Consider the following 16144-nt stretch of genomic DNA (forward strand, 5'->3'; position numbering starts at 1 on the left):
GATTAGATATCCCATTTATCCACTGTAAATGATGCCGTTCCATTCTTTACATAAAAGTAGATTTCATCACTGTTAGCATGTGGAAAAATTCGACTTGTAAATGCTTCTTCGCCATCATTAATAAAAATCTCAACAGATGATGTATCTACAAATAAATGAATTTTAATATTCTGTTGATCAAAATGACATTTTCGCTCAGTACCGTATGATTCTCCAACAGGCTCACCTGATAAAGAACGGTCTAAAATAATCTTTTTCTGATTGACATCATATTTAAAAACTGTCTTTTCTTCACCATTTGCACGGAATTCAATACCAAATTCATCTGCATCTAGTTCTTTAACATCACATATTAGCTCATACGTTGTACCAGCAATCCCTTGATAGCTCTTCTTTTCATTTTCAATTCTATCACTTACCTCAATCTGCTGTTTACGAAGAGCTTGAAGTTCTTTCACTGGTCGTTGAATCAATTTATCGTTCTTTATTAACAACTCTCTCGGCAATGTTAAACAATGTGCCCAACCATTTTTGTCTGTTGGATAAGCGATTTCCGGTAAGCCCATCCAGCCAACCATGATGCGGCGTCCATCTGGATCTTCCATTGTCTGTGGTGCATAAAAATCAAATCCTCGGTCTAACTCTTGAAACTGACCATGTTTGAACGTTCGTGCTTCAAGGTCTAGCTTTTCACCAATCAAATAACCAGATTGATAGATATTGTGATAATGATCACCACTAGCATCTAATCCTTGTGGTGAAAAAATAAGGAGACCCTGTTCACCTAGTTCAATATAATCTGGACATTCCCACATGAAACCGAAGTTTTGCAACGCTGTGTTCATTTCACCTTTACATTCCCAATCGATTAAATCCTTCGAACGATATAAGACAATACAGCCTGTTTCATCTTCTCTTTGTGCGCCTATAACAGCATAAAAATATTCTCCATCCTTCCAGACCTTTGGATCTCGAAAATGGTCTGTATATCCGGATGGAACGTCAGCTATGATCGGATAATCCAGCTTACTAATTACTCCGTTTTTATCCATTATAGCCAAACATTGGTATGGGTGTCTCTCCCAGTTTTCATCACGCACGTTTCCTGTATACATTAAATATAATTTGTCCTCATGTTCAATCGCGCTACCTGAATAGACACCATGACTTTCATAAAAATGATCAGGTGCAATCCCTACCCCAGCATTCTCCCAGTTTACTAGATCCTTTGATTTTGTATGGTACCAATATTTCAACCCATGTACTGGTCCTAATGGAAACCATTGATAGAATAAATGATATTCTCCATTGTAAAAGGAGAATCCATTCGGATCATTAAGTAGTCCTGTTTTGGGCTGAATATGGAAAACTTGTCTCCACGGGCAGCTATTTACCGTTTCTTCAAGTTTTAATATATTTTTACTATCTTCATCTTCTAAACGGCGATATCTCTGTTCTCTAGTCCATTCCATTTTAACGTGCTCCTTAAATACAAATAGAGGAGAATCGTGTGATCCCCCTTTATTTGCAACATTTTTCTTCACATACATTAGTTTTGTTTCATTTGATCTCGTTTAGCTAGAATAAGTGTTACTGCGAATGCAACTGCAAAGGCAATAACCATACCAATGATATAGAATAAAATTAAAGTGGGTTGAATTGAGATAACTCCAGGTAATCCAGCTGCACCAAGTGCAGTTGCTTTTACTTTAAAGAATGTAATAAATCCGCCTGCAACTGCTGATCCAGCAATTGCTCCGATGAATGGATAGCGAAGTTTTAAGTTCACACCGAACATTGCGGGTTCCGTTATCCCTAGTAAAGCGGAAATACCAGCGGCAGAAGCAGTACCTTTAACTTTTGCATCACGTGTTACTAATAGAACAGCAAGTGTTGCAGCACCTTGTGCAACATTTGACATGGCAGCAATAGGAAAGATGAATGAACCACCCGTTTTTGCCATATCAGTTAATAATTGTGTTTCAGCAGCAATAAAGCTGTGATGCATGCCTGTAATTACGATAGGTGCATAGAATAAACCAAATAACACCCCACCAACAAATCCTGTTGTATCATACATCCATACAAGACCATCCGTTACTAAGTTTCCGGCTGTACGAGTGATTGGTCCAACAAACGTAAACGTTAAAACTCCTGTCACAAAAATTGAAATTAATGGCGTTAATAAATTATCTAAAGCAGAAGGAATAACTTTTCTTAAAAGCGTTTCTAGTTTAGCTAAAATAAACGAAGCAACAAGAACCGGTAAAACCGTTCCCTGATAACCTATTTTTTCGATTTCAAAACCAAAGATACTCCAAACAGGGATCTCCCCTTTAGTTAATGCCTCTCCATAGCCCCAGCCATTTAATAGATCTGGATGAACCATTAACATACCGAGTGTTGCACCTAAATAGGGATTCCCGCCAAATCGTTTTGTCGCGGAGAAACCAATTAATATTGGCAGAAATACGAAGGCAGCATTAGCAAATGTATTAATAAGTGCTGCTAAATCAGCCATTTCCGGATATCCTTCAATCAATGACTTTCCAGCGATAAATAAATCCTTAGCCGTTAACAAATTATTGATTCCCATGAGTAAACCGCCAGCAACGATCGCCGGAATAATTGGAACAAAAATATCTGATAGCATCTTAACAAAGCGTTGGAGTGGATTCATTTTCTTCGCTCCAGCACTTTTTACATCACTTGTTGACATTTCAGTCTGTCCAGTAAGTTTTGCAAGATCTTTATATACTTCATTCACTGTACCTGCACCTAGTATGATCTGGTATTGACCACCTGTTGAAAAGGTGCCTTTGACAATATCCATTTCATCTAATGCCTTCTGATCTACCTTATCCTCATCATTCAATACAAGACGCAAACGAGTTGCACAGTGGGCAGCCGCTGAAACATTCTCTTTGCCACCGATAGCTTTAAGAACATCTTTTGCTATATTTTTATAATCCAAATTGATCACCCTTTACTATATCTATTTTTGGAACCGGTTCCGTTTAGGTGTAAAATAGAACCGGTTCCATTTGAGTTCGAATTAAAACCTTTTTTGGAATCGGCTTTTTATTGATTATAGATTACTCAACGATAGATTGTCAACGCTTTCTCGTTCAATAATTTTATAGTTCAATATGGTAGTTTTATCCACTTTTTCATCGTTGATTAATTTCATTAGCATTTGTGCAGCTTTCGTACCTACTTCTTCGTAATAAAATTTTATGGTGGTAATTCCCGGATAAACGATTTCAGTCATATCATATCCACCAAAACCTGTGATTGATACGTCATTCGGGATATTCAACCCTTTTAATGACGCGGCTTTTAATACACCTAGAGCAATATTATCTGTTGCACACACAAACAAAGTTGGTTGAATTGAATCGATGATTGAAGGAACTTTTTTAATTGCTTCACCAATTTTAAAGCTAGTCTCATAATAGTGTACTTCACAGTCACTATGTTCACTTACCGCACGTTGAAAACCGGACTTTCTTTTTAACCCAACCGCAATGTCTTTCTCAGAAACACCTAGATAAGCAATTTTTCGATGTCCCTTTTCAAGCACATATTTCCCTATATCATAGCCCGCATCAAAATCATTATGAATCAAACTATAAAAAGCGTCATGTTGTTGCCCAACTAAAAGGATCGGAATGTTAACTTTACGGGTGGCCTCTAGATGAGCTTCAGTAATCTGGGTTGCTAGCAAAATGATTCCTGCAATTTTCTGTTTAGCGAAACTATAAATGTTTTCTATTTCACGTTCTAAATTCTGACTCGTATTTGAAATTATCATCTGACAATTATACTCACGTAATTGTTCATCAATACCAATAAGGGTTTGAGATGTAGCAAACGAGTTTAAACGAGGAACGATTGTCCCGATAATATTAGTTCTCTTTGCTTTTAGACTTTGTGCAAATGTATTAGGGATATACCCTGTTTCATTAATCACGCTTTCAATTTTTAACTTTGTCGTTTCACTAACTGATCCACCATTTAGGAACCTGGAAACTGTGCTCTTCGCAACACCTGATTGTTTTGCAATATCTGATATTGTGACCATACTTTACCAACTCCATATTATTACAATCTGTAACTTTCAGTATACACTAATTCTTTCTCAATACCCTCTGAATTAAAGAAACGACCGGTAAAAAAAGAAAAGAAAATACTCGTAAAATTCCCAAACATTTTGCTCAAATTTCAATTTATCTTTCATTCTTGTTCAAAATAAATGAGCGGAAAACTTTGTTGACTTCTTGAATGACTTAAGATAAGTTCATAAACAGGAGAAATTTCGGAAGTTTAGCACTTTACATTTGTTTGTTTAAAAAGGTTAAATAATGCTATTTTAACTAAAAGAGGGCTAGGTGTTATGCGTGTTATTTCTCCATCCCATAGTAAAGAATTGATTCTATTGATTCTTAAAGTGTGGTATTCATATTAAGTCGAAAGCAGGGGATTATGATGTTAAAAAAATTATTTGGTAAAAAAGAAATTGCCGAAATGGAAGAGATCTTTTCACCTCTTGATGGAGAAATTTTATCGTTAGAAGAGGTTCCTGATCCAGTATTTGCTCAAAAAATGATTGGTGAGGGTATTGCTATTATTCCTAGAAATGGAATAGTTGTTTCTCCGGTTAACGGAAAAATCGTTAATGTTTTCCCTACTAAACATGCCATTGGAATTCTTTCTAATAATGGACTAGAAATTCTTATCCATTTTGGGTTAGAGACAGTTGCACTAAACGGAGAGGGATTTGAGGCATTAGTCAAAAATAATCAAACTGTAAAAGCAGGAGATGCTTTACTCAACGTTAACCTTGAGGTTTTAGAAAAGAATAACAAAAATCTTGTGACTCCGATCATAATAACGAATAAAGAAAAGCTAAAGAGTATTGAACATGTTGAAAATTTAGAGGTCAATAGGGGAGAGTCAATCTTTAAGTGCCACCTTAATTAATAGGTCTTTTGAATCACACGCTTCTCTTAAATTACTGTCAAAAACTACTCACCAAATCGCATGTGTCCTACTATGGACATACGGCTTACCAATGTGTTACTAATTATCAATTTGGCATAGTCCGTTTTACAAACGAAGGTGGAAGTGAACTATCCTTTCCTCGTTTTTTGCTTTTGGGATTTTTTTATATTTCTTTCATTAGAAACGAAGAATACGCACGTTTTCAAACTGTTTAAGAGGCTGTCTCAAAAGGGTCTGACCCTTTGAGACAGCCTCTCTTTATCGACAAGGCGCTAGGCCTTTATACTTATCACCAATACTTAGGATATCGTCTTGATTGAAACAAATTATTATAAAATAAGGAAATGATAACTAAAAAAATACTACATATAATCATACAAGCAATAAACCCCCAGCCTGCACCAGAATTAATTGCTACAATAGCACTAGCTGCTGCTGGAGGGTGTATCGTGCCTGTTAATACCATTAAAATAATAACAACCGCCAGAGTTATCCCAATGATAAAAAAACTCCCATCAAAAATATTCCAAATGATGAGCGCTGCAAGGGTTGCGATTAAGTGACCACCAATGATGTGGCGAGGTTGGGAAAAGGGACCATTATGGGCACCAAAAATAAGGAGACAACTAGCTCCAAGCGGACCAAGGGCCATTGGATAACCAATCGAAATAGCTATTACACTAATCATACTCATAGCAAGAAGACAACCAAATGACGAAATCAGCAAATCCACATAGTTTAACCTCGATTTAAATATGGTTTCTCCCTTCATTTTTTTAATATATGTAGTTAATCGTTGAGTAAGAGAATGTACCTCTACTCTTCTCATTTTCTCTATATTCATGTTTAATCCACCCTACTAAATTTCAAGTCTTTTGTAAGAATTTCTCACATATTATTTTAAATCATCTTTATTATTAATTAAAGAGATAAAGTAATATATTTAATACTTCTTTTTTAATTCTCTAATTTCCCTTTTCCTACACACAAAAAAAAACACCTCCTTACAAGTAAGGAGGTACATACATTTATATAAAGATTAAGGGGGGATTACTACAATTATCTCCACTATACGATTATCTTATACTAGCAATTTGAATTTTATTTTATTTTTCTATAATACTTAATTAAATCCTTACTTTCCGTAGCCACTTGGATTCTTTTGGAACCAATTCCATGCACTTTCAATAATGGTGTGAAGGTCAGCATATTTTGGTTTCCAGCCTAATTCAGCCATTGCTTTTTCAGATGATGCAATTAAAATAGCAGGGTCTCCCGCACGACGAGGTGCAACTTCTGCAGGGATCGGATGACCTGTTACCTCTCTAGCTGTTTCAATGACTTCTTTTACGGAAAAGCCATTTCCATTCCCTAAATTATAGGTTGCACTTTTGTTTTCTTTGCGAAGCTTTTCAATAGCTAATATGTGTGCATTAGCTAAGTCCGTTACGTGGATATAATCACGAATACACGTACCATCAGCTGTGTTATAGTCATCACCGAAAATCATAATTTTCTCACGATCACCTAACGCTACTTGCAAAATGATTGGAATCAAATGTGTTTCAGGTTGATGATCTTCCCCTAGCTTCCCGTCCATATGAGCTCCTGCTACATTAAAGTAACGAAGAACAACATAGTTAAGCCCATAAGCTTGCTGGCTCCATTTCAGCATTTTTTCTACCGCTAGCTTTGTTTCGCCATACGGATTAGTCGGAACAGTTGGATCAGTTTCGACGATTGGAATATTTTCTGCCTCTCCATATGTAGCTGCTGTAGAAGAAAAGACAATTTTCTTCACGCCAAATTCCGTCATGACCTTTAACAGGCACATTGTTCCGTAAACATTGTTTTCATAATATTGAAGTGGAAGCTCAACACTTTCACCAACGAGCGAATCTGCGGCAAAATGAATGACAGCTTCAATTTCATTTTCTTGGAATACATTCTTAAGGAAAGCTTCATCACGTAAATCACCTGTATAAAGCTTAGCCCCTTCTAAAACAGCTTGCTTGTGACCCTTTTGTAAATTGTCAACAACAATGACGTCTTCATTTCGATCTAAAAGCTCTGATACTGCGTGACTTCCTATATAACCTGCGCCACCACATACTAATATCGCCATGCTTATTACCTCCAATTGTTAAAAAACTCATTTATCTAGGTGTACGAAATGGAATCAGAACAAAAGCGCAAGCGCCTTGATCAGCCTCGGGCAAATAAGACGACCAGGAATAGAAGGTGTTTTTTACCTTCAATTCCTGGTTGACTTAGACCCATGAGGCAGTCAAGAACGCGACGTCCTGTCGGATTGACTGCACTTGCACGTCCTGTGCTTCGAGGCCGGACGCTTGCGCTGGATGTCGTGCGCTTATCCACAGTTCAAGAATTTTATAATTTCCTAAACGAGAACAACTCGCTTGCACGACTGTAACTTCACCGCTCCAACTCCTATATTTTAGTAACTACTTTTCTACTATAATACAAGACCCATCCAATAAGGGAAACCCCCACTGATGGAATTTCCGCTTTATGTAATTTTTTTTAGATCCCTTTTAACAGTCGTTTATGAATCCAGATTGCCGCTTGACAACCATCCGCCATTGCAATCGTTACTTGTTCTGAATGGGCAACCACATCACCAGCAGCCCAAACATTCGTTACATTCGTTTCCTTTGTTCGGGGATTTACGAGAACATGCTTATTTTCTAGCCGCTCAACACCTAATTGACTAGCTAATTTAGAATGAACGACGTTTCCTCCAAAGCCAATAAACCCCTTTTCACCATAAATAGTTTGACCATTTTTTAGTTTAACCCCTTTAAATATTGTTTCATTTTCCGCGACGACCGCTTCAACTTGTTCGGTAATAATGGTAATCCCCTGCTCGTTAAGCTGTTGTTTTAGTGACTGATCCACTTCCCCCGCTTCATGATCAATGAAGGTCACTTTCTTCGTCCAATAGGTTAGTGTTAAAGCAAGATTTGCCCCAGTCTTCCCTGACCCAACCACTAAAACATGCTTGTTTCTTACCTCATATCCATCACAATCAGGGCAAACATATACTGAAATTCCTAAACATGGTTCAATATTCTTTATACTCGGAATGCGGTCCTTAATACCTGTCGAAATTAACAGAGTCGATGATTGGTACTCCATTCCTTGTTCCGTTCGAAGTAAAATTAACTTCTCCACCTTTTCTGCTTCAACGACAATATCATTGATAAATTCAATCCCTAAGCTTTTTGCCTGCTTATGACCTAATTCCCTAAGGGTTTGCCCACTTACCCCCTCAGGCCAGCCAAGAATATTATGATAGCTTCTGCATAAGTTGGATCTTCCATTTTGACTATCAATCACGAGGACATTATGCATATATCGCCCAAGCTGAATCGCAGCCTGCAGTCCCGCAATACCAGCTCCGATGATGATACATTCGTATGTTTTCTTCGCCACCCTGCTTACACGTCCTTTTTTTATTTGTTCGAATTAGAATGTGTAAAAGTGGAGAGTGTCATGCATTTTTAGCTTTATATCGGTACAAAGAAACTGGGTGTAGAATGTTCACTGCTTTTTCTTACTTATTAAAAAATCGGTTTGCTTGTGGGTAACTCGATGAAAACTACTAAAAAATTTACTATACTAAGTAGATTTTTTCATTTCTCGATGGAAAATTCAGATATTAACAACCTATAACTTCTGTTAATAACACCTTATCCACAAAAGTTATCAACATATCCACAATTTTTATCCACATTTTGTGTGAGTACAAACGTTCGCCACAATATATATTAGAGCTTATACCCACTATCCACAAGTTATACACAGGGATTTTGTCATAGTTTGTCCTTTTATCGGCACAAGGAGAGTTCGATTGAATTTATTTCGATTACTATTTCCCGCTAATTACACAGGGGTACTCATCTGCATCATATACCGAATCTTCGTCAATCATGAATTCTTATTTGAGCAACTATTTTTCACATAGGCTTCTCCATTTCCCAAAATGACAAAAGCGCAAGCGCCTTGATCAGCCTCAGGCATAGCATAAGACGCTTTTGAATAGAAGGCGTACTTTGCCTTCAATTCAAAAGTGGCTTAGACCCAAGAGGGGCTAGGCGCTGGAGCTGGATGTGGTGCGCTTATCCACAGTACAAGAATTTTATAATTTCCTAAACAATGACAAAAGGCCTGACAATGAAGTCAGACCTGACGTGTTATCGTTTATTAAATCCTTTACTCTCAACAAATTCCTTCATATACAATCTTGCCTTTTGCGACATCATTCCTGACATCTGCCCCGTCCATGTGTCCTTTCTTTGTCCGTTCGTGCGTTTATTGTAGTATTCTGTAATGTCTTGATCATATTGTTCAAGCTGTGCTAAATAAACGTCCTTATTTTGCTCATATTCTTCTTCATGATACACATGTTCTAATGGCAACCGTTGTTTTTGACCAGGTTTATGGACTGGATAACCAACGGCAACACCGAAGATTGGTAGCACAAGGTCTGGTGTTTTTAACAATTCACAAACCTCACTTAACTCATTTCTTAAGCCGCCGATATACACAGCTCCAAGTCCCATTGACTCTGCAGCAATCACAGCATTTTGGGCAGCGAGTGTTGCATCAATCACGGCAACCATAAATTTTTCCGTGCTTTCTAACACAACATTAAAATCTTGGTTTTCCTTTTCTGAGATGAATTGAAGACGATGAAGATCTGCACAGAAGATAAAAAAGTGGCCATTTTCAGCAACATGCGACTGACCACCGGCTAATTCAGCTAACCTCGCCTTTTTCTGTTTATCTTTCACACCGATAATCGAGTATGCCTGTACAAAACTTGAGGTGGATGCAGCTTGTGCACTTTGAACAATTGTTTTTATTTGCTCCTCTGTTAATGCTGTGTCCTCAAATTTCCTAATTGAACGGTGATCTAATATCGTTTCAATGACCTGATTCACAACGATTCCCCCTTTTTTAAATGACTACTTCTAGCATACCCTTTTTATGGGATTTCGGCATTGATAGTGCTTAACAAGAAAAGCGCAAGCGCCTTGATCAGCCTCAGGCATAGCATAAGACGCTTTTGAATAGAAGGTGTTTTTTACCTTCAATTCAAAAGTGGCTGTAGACCTAAGAGGGGCCGGACGCTTGCGCTAGACACCAACACTAAGTTCAAAAATTTATACTTTCTTATCCTGCAAAGAAAAGCGCAAGCGTCTTGATTAGTCTCAGGCATGGCATAAGACGCGCATGAATAGAAGGCGTAACTTAGACCCCGAGGGACCGGACGCCTGCGCTAGACAATTCTCAAAGTCAAAACTTATAAATTCTTATATTACAAAAAAAGAGACCAGCTTTTAATCTGATCCCCACAAAAGAAAACATACTTATACTAACTCTTTTTTCTTCGTTTCTTCACCTAAAAATAAAACGGCTAATGCGCCAATAATAATTGATACGGCAAAGATTAGGAAAATTGTATCAAGCGGAACCTTTGCAGCAACTAAATAACCGACAAGCAACGGTCCTAAAATTCCCCCAACTCGTCCAAAGGCTGCAGCTAAACCGGTACCTGTTCCCCGTATCTCTGTTGGATAATGCTCAGGTGAGTACGCATATAGTGCTCCCCATGCCCCTAAGTTAAAGAAGGATAAAAAGATCCCTGAAGTAAGCAATAATGGAAGTGTCTCTGCATTTCCAAAGAAGTATGCACTAACAGCTGTCCCAATTAAGAAGGTAATTAAGACAAATTTACGTCCAGTTCGCTCAATTAAATAGGCTGCAACAAAATAACCTGGTAATTGAGCAAGCGTCATAATTAACACGTATTGGAAGCTTTGGATTAAACTAAACCCTTTCATAATCATCACACTTGGGAGCCAAAGAAACATGCCATAGTAAGAGAACACAACACAAAACCATAAAATCCAAAGCATTGTCGTTTGTTTGACATACGGCTTTGTCCATACTCTTGCAATTTTCTTTACTGATGATTCCTTTTGCTTCGACACATTCATCGCTTGAAAGCGCGGTGAGTCAGGGAGATTCAAGCGTAAATATAAAGCATAAAAAGCCGGAATGGCAGTCAAAATTAATGCCGCTTGCCAACCAAAATTAGGAATAACAAAATACGATATAAGTGCTGCAAGAAGCCAGCCTCCAGCCCAGAAGCTTTCTAGCAATACAACCACTTTTCCACGCTCATGGGCAGGGACACTTTCTGAAACAAGAGTTGATGCTACCGGAAGCTCGCCACCTAATCCCATCCCGATAAAAAACCTTAAAATAAGGAATAAGGTTAAAGACGTAACAAATGCCGATAAACCGCTTCCTACTGAGAATAAAAGCAGCGTAATAATAAACACATTTTTTCTTCCCACTCGGTCTGCCATTAATCCAAATACGAAAGCACCAACAGCCATTCCAATTGAATTCATACTACCAATCCATCCCATTTGTGCTGTGGACAAGTTCCAATCCTTTTGCAAAGCAGCAATAACAAACGAGAGAATTCCGACATCCAGGGCATCGAACATCCAACCTAAGCCCGCGATACCAAGCAATTTCCGCCTAGATATTTCCTTCGTTTTCTTCATTCAAACCACCTTTCCATTTCCAAACCTATCATAATGTGATCGGTCCATTCATATCTATTAAGTATGTCCCAAATCCGCTTCTTTTTCTCTAGCAGGAAAAACACACCACCTTCACTTATACTGCAAAAAATTCCATATCGTCAACTTTTATTGACTAACAACCCTATTTTCTCCCCTTTTTATTATCATTTACATTTTTTGTGAATTTTTACTTTGTTAATTTTGTCAAGATGTGATATAGTAAATGTAACAAAACGTTCACAAATCATCCTTTTTTTTGACACAATTGTGAAAGCGTTATCAATTATAAGGAGCTGATTGTAATGGATGTATTTTTCGCCTATTTATTAATCGCAACTGCTACACCACTGTTTTTATGGATGGAAAGAAGAACACTAGCCATCATGCATATCCCTGTCATAATTGCAATGTGGGTAGTCTTTATTTCAAATATGAATGCTGATTTCGGAATACTTGGAGACACCATCTTTATGCTAGCATTTACTGTTAACGTATTTATTGCCCATATGGCAATTTTCCACTTATTCATCGTACCGTTCTTTAAGATGATGAAAAAACCAAAAAGAATTATTCAATAATAATAGAAGAGGATGACTTCATTGTGAGTCATCCTCTTTATTGCTACTAATTTGATCGGGATCTTTTAATGTTGGGTTACTAAATCCTCTTGCTTTACCTCAAGTTCTTCATTTGTTTTTTCCACGTATTGGTCATAATTAGGCTGCTCATCCGTCAGTAATTGCAGCATGTATTTACCGATTACTTCTTCAGCTTGTTTTAAATCAATACTTTGGCCATTTTCAAAGGCACTTTCCCGTTTGCCCGTCAAAAAAGATCCAAACTCATTTCTCCATGAAGAAGGATGAGTTTGGATCTTTATAGGAAAGTGGACGACTTTACATATAAGCCTTGATCACACCCACTTTTATTGGAAGTCACCCGCGCAAAGAAGGCCAGTTGCTCTGTTTAATTGTTTTTTGTTTGTTTTGTATATGATTTTTAAGGGTCAGGATGAGAATGATTAATGTCGGTACAAAAGTAACGATATTTGTTAATAAAATGGCCAAATCATTAATCATCAGTCCATAGATGATCCAGACAAACACTCCAATTGTACATAAGCTATACATCGGAAGAGAGATATCCTGAGTTCTATTTGTTTTAATGACTTTGTATGCTTGCGGGATAAAAGAACAGCTAGTTAAAAGTCTAGCAAATACTCCCAATAATGTAATTGACATAAATTCCCTTCGAAAATTGATCATGTATATCGAAAACATTATATAAACGAGGATGATCATAATGGATTTTTAGTAAAACAGTCAATCTATATAGTAAGCCCGTAATCAAGTTTCAAAGTAATGGATTAGCTAATTTATTAGAATATATTAGAGAATCAGATGGTGTTGCAGGGATACGTCCTCTATTATATTAAAATCAACTGGGCACTATCACGAACAAGAACCGTCCCCTTGCTTTCCACCCTAAACCTGAACGGTCAATATTTCTTGTTTTTCCTTCAATTCTTCATTTATGTTTTCTACACATTTTTCAAACTGCGGTTGTTCTTCTGTTAATAGTTTTAGTATATGTTTTCCAATGATTTCTTCTGTATGTTTTAAATCGATACACTGGCCATTTTCAAAAACAGTCTCTCGTTTTCCATTCATGATGGTTTTTTTCGCTTTTGCTAGCCATGGATACATCGTTCTGACAACAGAGTTATTAGAGAGAAAATAGCTTGCCGTATTCCCACCTAGTAAATTGATTTGTTCTGAAATTTCTGGACTGTTGAGCCAAGTAAGAAATTCAATGGATGCTTCCACTTTTTTCGTTGATTTCGTTATCCCTAAAATCCCCCCGCCAAGCAGAGGCGTGTTCCCTGGAACATCGGCAATTCCAATCGAATCTTTAATATTACTTTGCGAGACAACAGATAAATGGTTCATAAATCCAATTACCATTGCCGATTTCCCATCAATAAAGGCTTGTACTTCCTCTCCCCACCAATTTGAGTCAATGACCAGAGAATTCCTATAATTATCGTAAAGTAACTTCATGGCATAGATCGCTATTTCTTGGTCCAATTGAATATCTGTGCCAGTGAGAAGATCACCTTTTAAGGAATAATACCTGAGCAAATATTCAGCTGCAATGGTCTCAATGTTTCCTGAAATCATCGACGCACCAGTTAATTCTTTTACTTGATCAAAGTCGCTCTCATTGAAAAACGTGATTATTTCGTTATATTTTTCAAATGTCGTAGGAATTTTAAGTTCTGATTTGGTTTCTTCAAAGTATTTTCGCTTTACGATATCATTATCAAAAATATCTTTCCTATAAAATAACATCTGAATACTGATATCAAATGGAGCAGCATATGCAGTATCATTTATATTGACGTAAGCATCTTTGAGAAAGTATGGCAATGCTTCAATAAATGCATCTATTTCTACTTCTAATCCTTGCAGTGGGCGGTAAATTTTCTGCCCATACCAAGAGTAACCAGCAATATCCAGCCTAATAATATCATAGTTTTTCCACTTTTCGTCGTCCTCAATGATTTGAAAAACCTCATTATAGGATTTTATATCAAGGTGTACGATGCAGTTTGTATTCTTTTCAAAATGCGTAATGACTTTTTTTAGTGCATGCGTTGCTGGTGAATCAATGGTAAGAATCGTAATCTCTGATTGAAAACTTTTATATCGGTCTGGCTTCATTAGAAATCCATAATTTGGATAAATATTGGAATGACTTTTATCTTTTAAATTTATCGTTTGAATGATATTCTTCACGACTCGTTCACCCAAATATCCGAAGTCCTGAAAATAGTACATCATTTCATTGCTGTACATGTTCTTTAATGGTCCGAGCGTTATAATTTTTGGTAAGTTTTGATTTGAACCATAATGAAATGCTTTAACCAATAATTGTGCTTTCGAGACATTTGTTGCAATGATACAGTCGAAGGAAGATTCTAAGACAATTTTAAATGCATTTTCGTATTCATGGGATAAAGTGGATTGATATACAGTAACATCCCGATTATCTAAATGTTCTAACAACGAATTTGTAAAATCGTGCTCATTCGAAAAGTTGTCTTTCCCAGTAAACAAGGCAATTTTCCCGGTGGTATGTTGATCAATAAATGTTACAATATCAATCCCGGCCTGATTAAAATCAAACGTGATAAATTCCTGTACGTTGGCTATATTTCTATTAATAAAAATGATGTCACTTTTACTAATCGGAATATGATCATAATACTCGTTAGCATCGTCTAACGCAGAGACAGTGATAATGCTAGCTGGACGCTCTTTAATAATTTCTTTAATAATTTGTTTTTCCTTTATTGGATTGTCATAAGTACAGTACAGCCTAATCTGATAATCTCTGGAACTTGCTTCTTTCAAAGCATTTTCATAAAAAATAGAGTATTCCTCTAATCCAAGACTAGGTAAAATCATAATGATGGTTTGGCTTTTACCGGAACGAAGCAGCTTTGCATTATTATTAAGATTGTATCCTAATTTTTCAGCCGCTTTTAACACAAGCTCCATTTTTTTTGAACTGACATTTCCTTTGCCGTTTAAAACATTGGATACCGTACCATGCGATACCCCTGCTTCTTTTGCTATATCCAATATGGTTGCCATCATTTCCACCACCTTTTAAATTCTAGCAATCTTTTATATCTATCTCACGTTTTCAAGTTTTAAAATCTTTTAACAATAGCTAAAAGATCCTCGTATGCGGCTTTATTGGAAATTACCCAATCCCCACCTTCCAAATAATTCACATCACTTCCATCAAATTTGGAGACGCATAGCCCTAATTCTTTTGCGAAAATCAGCTGTGCTGCTTTATCCCAAGGACCTGCTATCGATGTTGCAAATGCCGCAAACTTGCCAGTTATCACATGAATGCTGTCAATGCCGCCACAGCCAAAATATCGGAGATCAAAGGCTTCCATAGCCAGTCTTTCCAAACATAGTTTGCCGCACCAATTTCGTACATCAACAGAGACAAGCCCTTCATGTAAAGAAATAGCTGGTGGAGCAGGCAGTTTCCTATCGTTTAGAAAAACTCCTGCATTTTCTATCGCGTAATAAACATCATCATTCATCACATCATAAATATAGCCTAATTTTCCAATATCATTTTCGTAATAAGAAATAAGGATACAAAAATGATCCTGTTGTTTTACGAAATTTGCCGTCCCGTCAATTGGATCAATTATCCATACATGTTCCCTATTCCTATCTATGAATTGTTCCGTAGATTCCTCACCTAAAATTTGATGAGTGGGATAGTATTCCGTGATTTTCCGAGTAAAGAAATCCTGAACGTTTTTATCAATATTTGTGACTAAATCCTTGCGATTCGATTTTGTCTCAATCATTAAATGTTCGGCAAACGAATCACGTATCATATGTGCTGCTTCCTCAAGCCACATTAAAACATGGGCATGGATATCTTGGATAGATGATTTATTCATACTCATCCTCTTT

General features: G+C 37.0%; 14 protein-coding genes. 2 read left to right on the plus strand and 12 right to left on the minus strand.

Annotated elements, in window-relative coordinates:
* Positions 1–2: 2 nt before the first annotated feature.
* The 3 genes from K9V48_RS16350 to K9V48_RS16360 all read right to left on the minus strand — a co-directional run bounded on the left by K9V48_RS16350 (position 3) and on the right by K9V48_RS16360 (position 4084).
* Positions 3–1472: a sucrose-6-phosphate hydrolase gene (locus K9V48_RS16350; protein ID WP_224140100.1), complete on the minus strand. Its 1470-nt coding sequence runs from the start codon at positions 1470–1472 to the stop codon at positions 3–5.
* Between the two features lie 77 nt (positions 1473–1549).
* Positions 1550–2974: a sucrose-specific PTS transporter subunit IIBC gene (locus tag K9V48_RS16355; protein WP_224140101.1), complete on the minus strand. Its 1425-nt coding sequence runs from the start codon at positions 2972–2974 to the stop codon at positions 1550–1552.
* 114 nt (positions 2975–3088) lie between these two features.
* Positions 3089–4084 (minus strand): LacI family DNA-binding transcriptional regulator, encoded by a 996-nt coding sequence (locus K9V48_RS16360; RefSeq protein ID WP_224140102.1) that lies wholly within the window; start codon positions 4082–4084, stop codon positions 3089–3091.
* Between the two features lie 404 nt (positions 4085–4488).
* Here K9V48_RS16360 and K9V48_RS16365 point away from each other — a divergent pair, with 404 nt between their 5' ends.
* Positions 4489–4983 (plus strand): PTS sugar transporter subunit IIA, encoded by a 495-nt coding sequence (locus K9V48_RS16365; RefSeq protein WP_224140103.1) that lies wholly within the window; start codon positions 4489–4491, stop codon positions 4981–4983.
* Between the two features lie 310 nt (positions 4984–5293).
* Here the strand turns inward: K9V48_RS16365 and K9V48_RS16370 are convergent, their stop codons facing one another.
* From K9V48_RS16370 to K9V48_RS16390, 5 genes are all read right to left on the minus strand, one after another.
* Positions 5294–5848 carry an HPP family protein gene (locus K9V48_RS16370; protein ID WP_224140104.1) on the minus strand — a complete coding sequence of 185 codons (555 nt, stop codon included), beginning with the start codon at positions 5846–5848 and terminating at the stop codon, positions 5294–5296.
* A 291-nt stretch (positions 5849–6139) separates the two neighbouring features.
* A complete protein-coding gene (gene galE, locus K9V48_RS16375; RefSeq protein WP_224140105.1) occupies positions 6140–7129 on the minus strand; it encodes a UDP-glucose 4-epimerase GalE in 990 nt (329 codons plus the stop codon).
* A gap of 419 nt (positions 7130–7548) precedes the next feature.
* Positions 7549–8460, minus strand: coding sequence for an NAD(P)/FAD-dependent oxidoreductase (locus K9V48_RS16380; protein WP_224140106.1), 912 nt, complete (start codon positions 8458–8460; stop codon positions 7549–7551).
* 761 nt (positions 8461–9221) lie between these two features.
* Positions 9222–9971 carry an oxygen-insensitive NADPH nitroreductase gene (nfsA, locus tag K9V48_RS16385; protein WP_224140107.1) on the minus strand — a complete coding sequence of 250 codons (750 nt, stop codon included), beginning with the start codon at positions 9969–9971 and terminating at the stop codon, positions 9222–9224.
* A 429-nt stretch (positions 9972–10400) separates the two neighbouring features.
* Positions 10401–11609: an MFS transporter gene (locus tag K9V48_RS16390; RefSeq protein WP_224140108.1), complete on the minus strand. Its 1209-nt coding sequence runs from the start codon at positions 11607–11609 to the stop codon at positions 10401–10403.
* Positions 11610–11932: 323 nt separating this feature from the next.
* On the opposite strand from K9V48_RS16390, the gene K9V48_RS16395 reads away from it, so the two are divergent.
* Positions 11933–12208 (plus strand): spore morphogenesis/germination protein YwcE, encoded by a 276-nt coding sequence (locus K9V48_RS16395; RefSeq protein ID WP_224140109.1) that lies wholly within the window; start codon positions 11933–11935, stop codon positions 12206–12208.
* Between the two features lie 65 nt (positions 12209–12273).
* Here K9V48_RS16395 and K9V48_RS16400 read toward each other — a convergent pair whose 3' ends face one another.
* The 4 genes from K9V48_RS16400 to K9V48_RS16415 form a co-directional block, all read right to left on the minus strand.
* Positions 12274–12459, minus strand: coding sequence for a hypothetical protein (locus K9V48_RS16400; protein ID WP_224140110.1), 186 nt, complete (start codon positions 12457–12459; stop codon positions 12274–12276).
* A 106-nt stretch (positions 12460–12565) separates the two neighbouring features.
* Positions 12566–12871 (minus strand): SemiSWEET family sugar transporter, encoded by a 306-nt coding sequence (locus tag K9V48_RS16405; RefSeq protein ID WP_224140111.1) that lies wholly within the window; start codon positions 12869–12871, stop codon positions 12566–12568.
* 243 nt (positions 12872–13114) lie between these two features.
* Positions 13115–15289: an extracellular solute-binding protein gene (locus tag K9V48_RS16410; RefSeq protein ID WP_224140112.1), complete on the minus strand. Its 2175-nt coding sequence runs from the start codon at positions 15287–15289 to the stop codon at positions 13115–13117.
* A 59-nt stretch (positions 15290–15348) separates the two neighbouring features.
* Entirely contained in the window at positions 15349–16131 is a 783-nt protein-coding gene (locus K9V48_RS16415) for an inositol monophosphatase family protein (protein ID WP_224140113.1), read from the minus strand.
* Positions 16132–16144 lie beyond the last annotated feature (13 nt).

This window comes from Metabacillus rhizolycopersici (assembly GCF_020075705.1).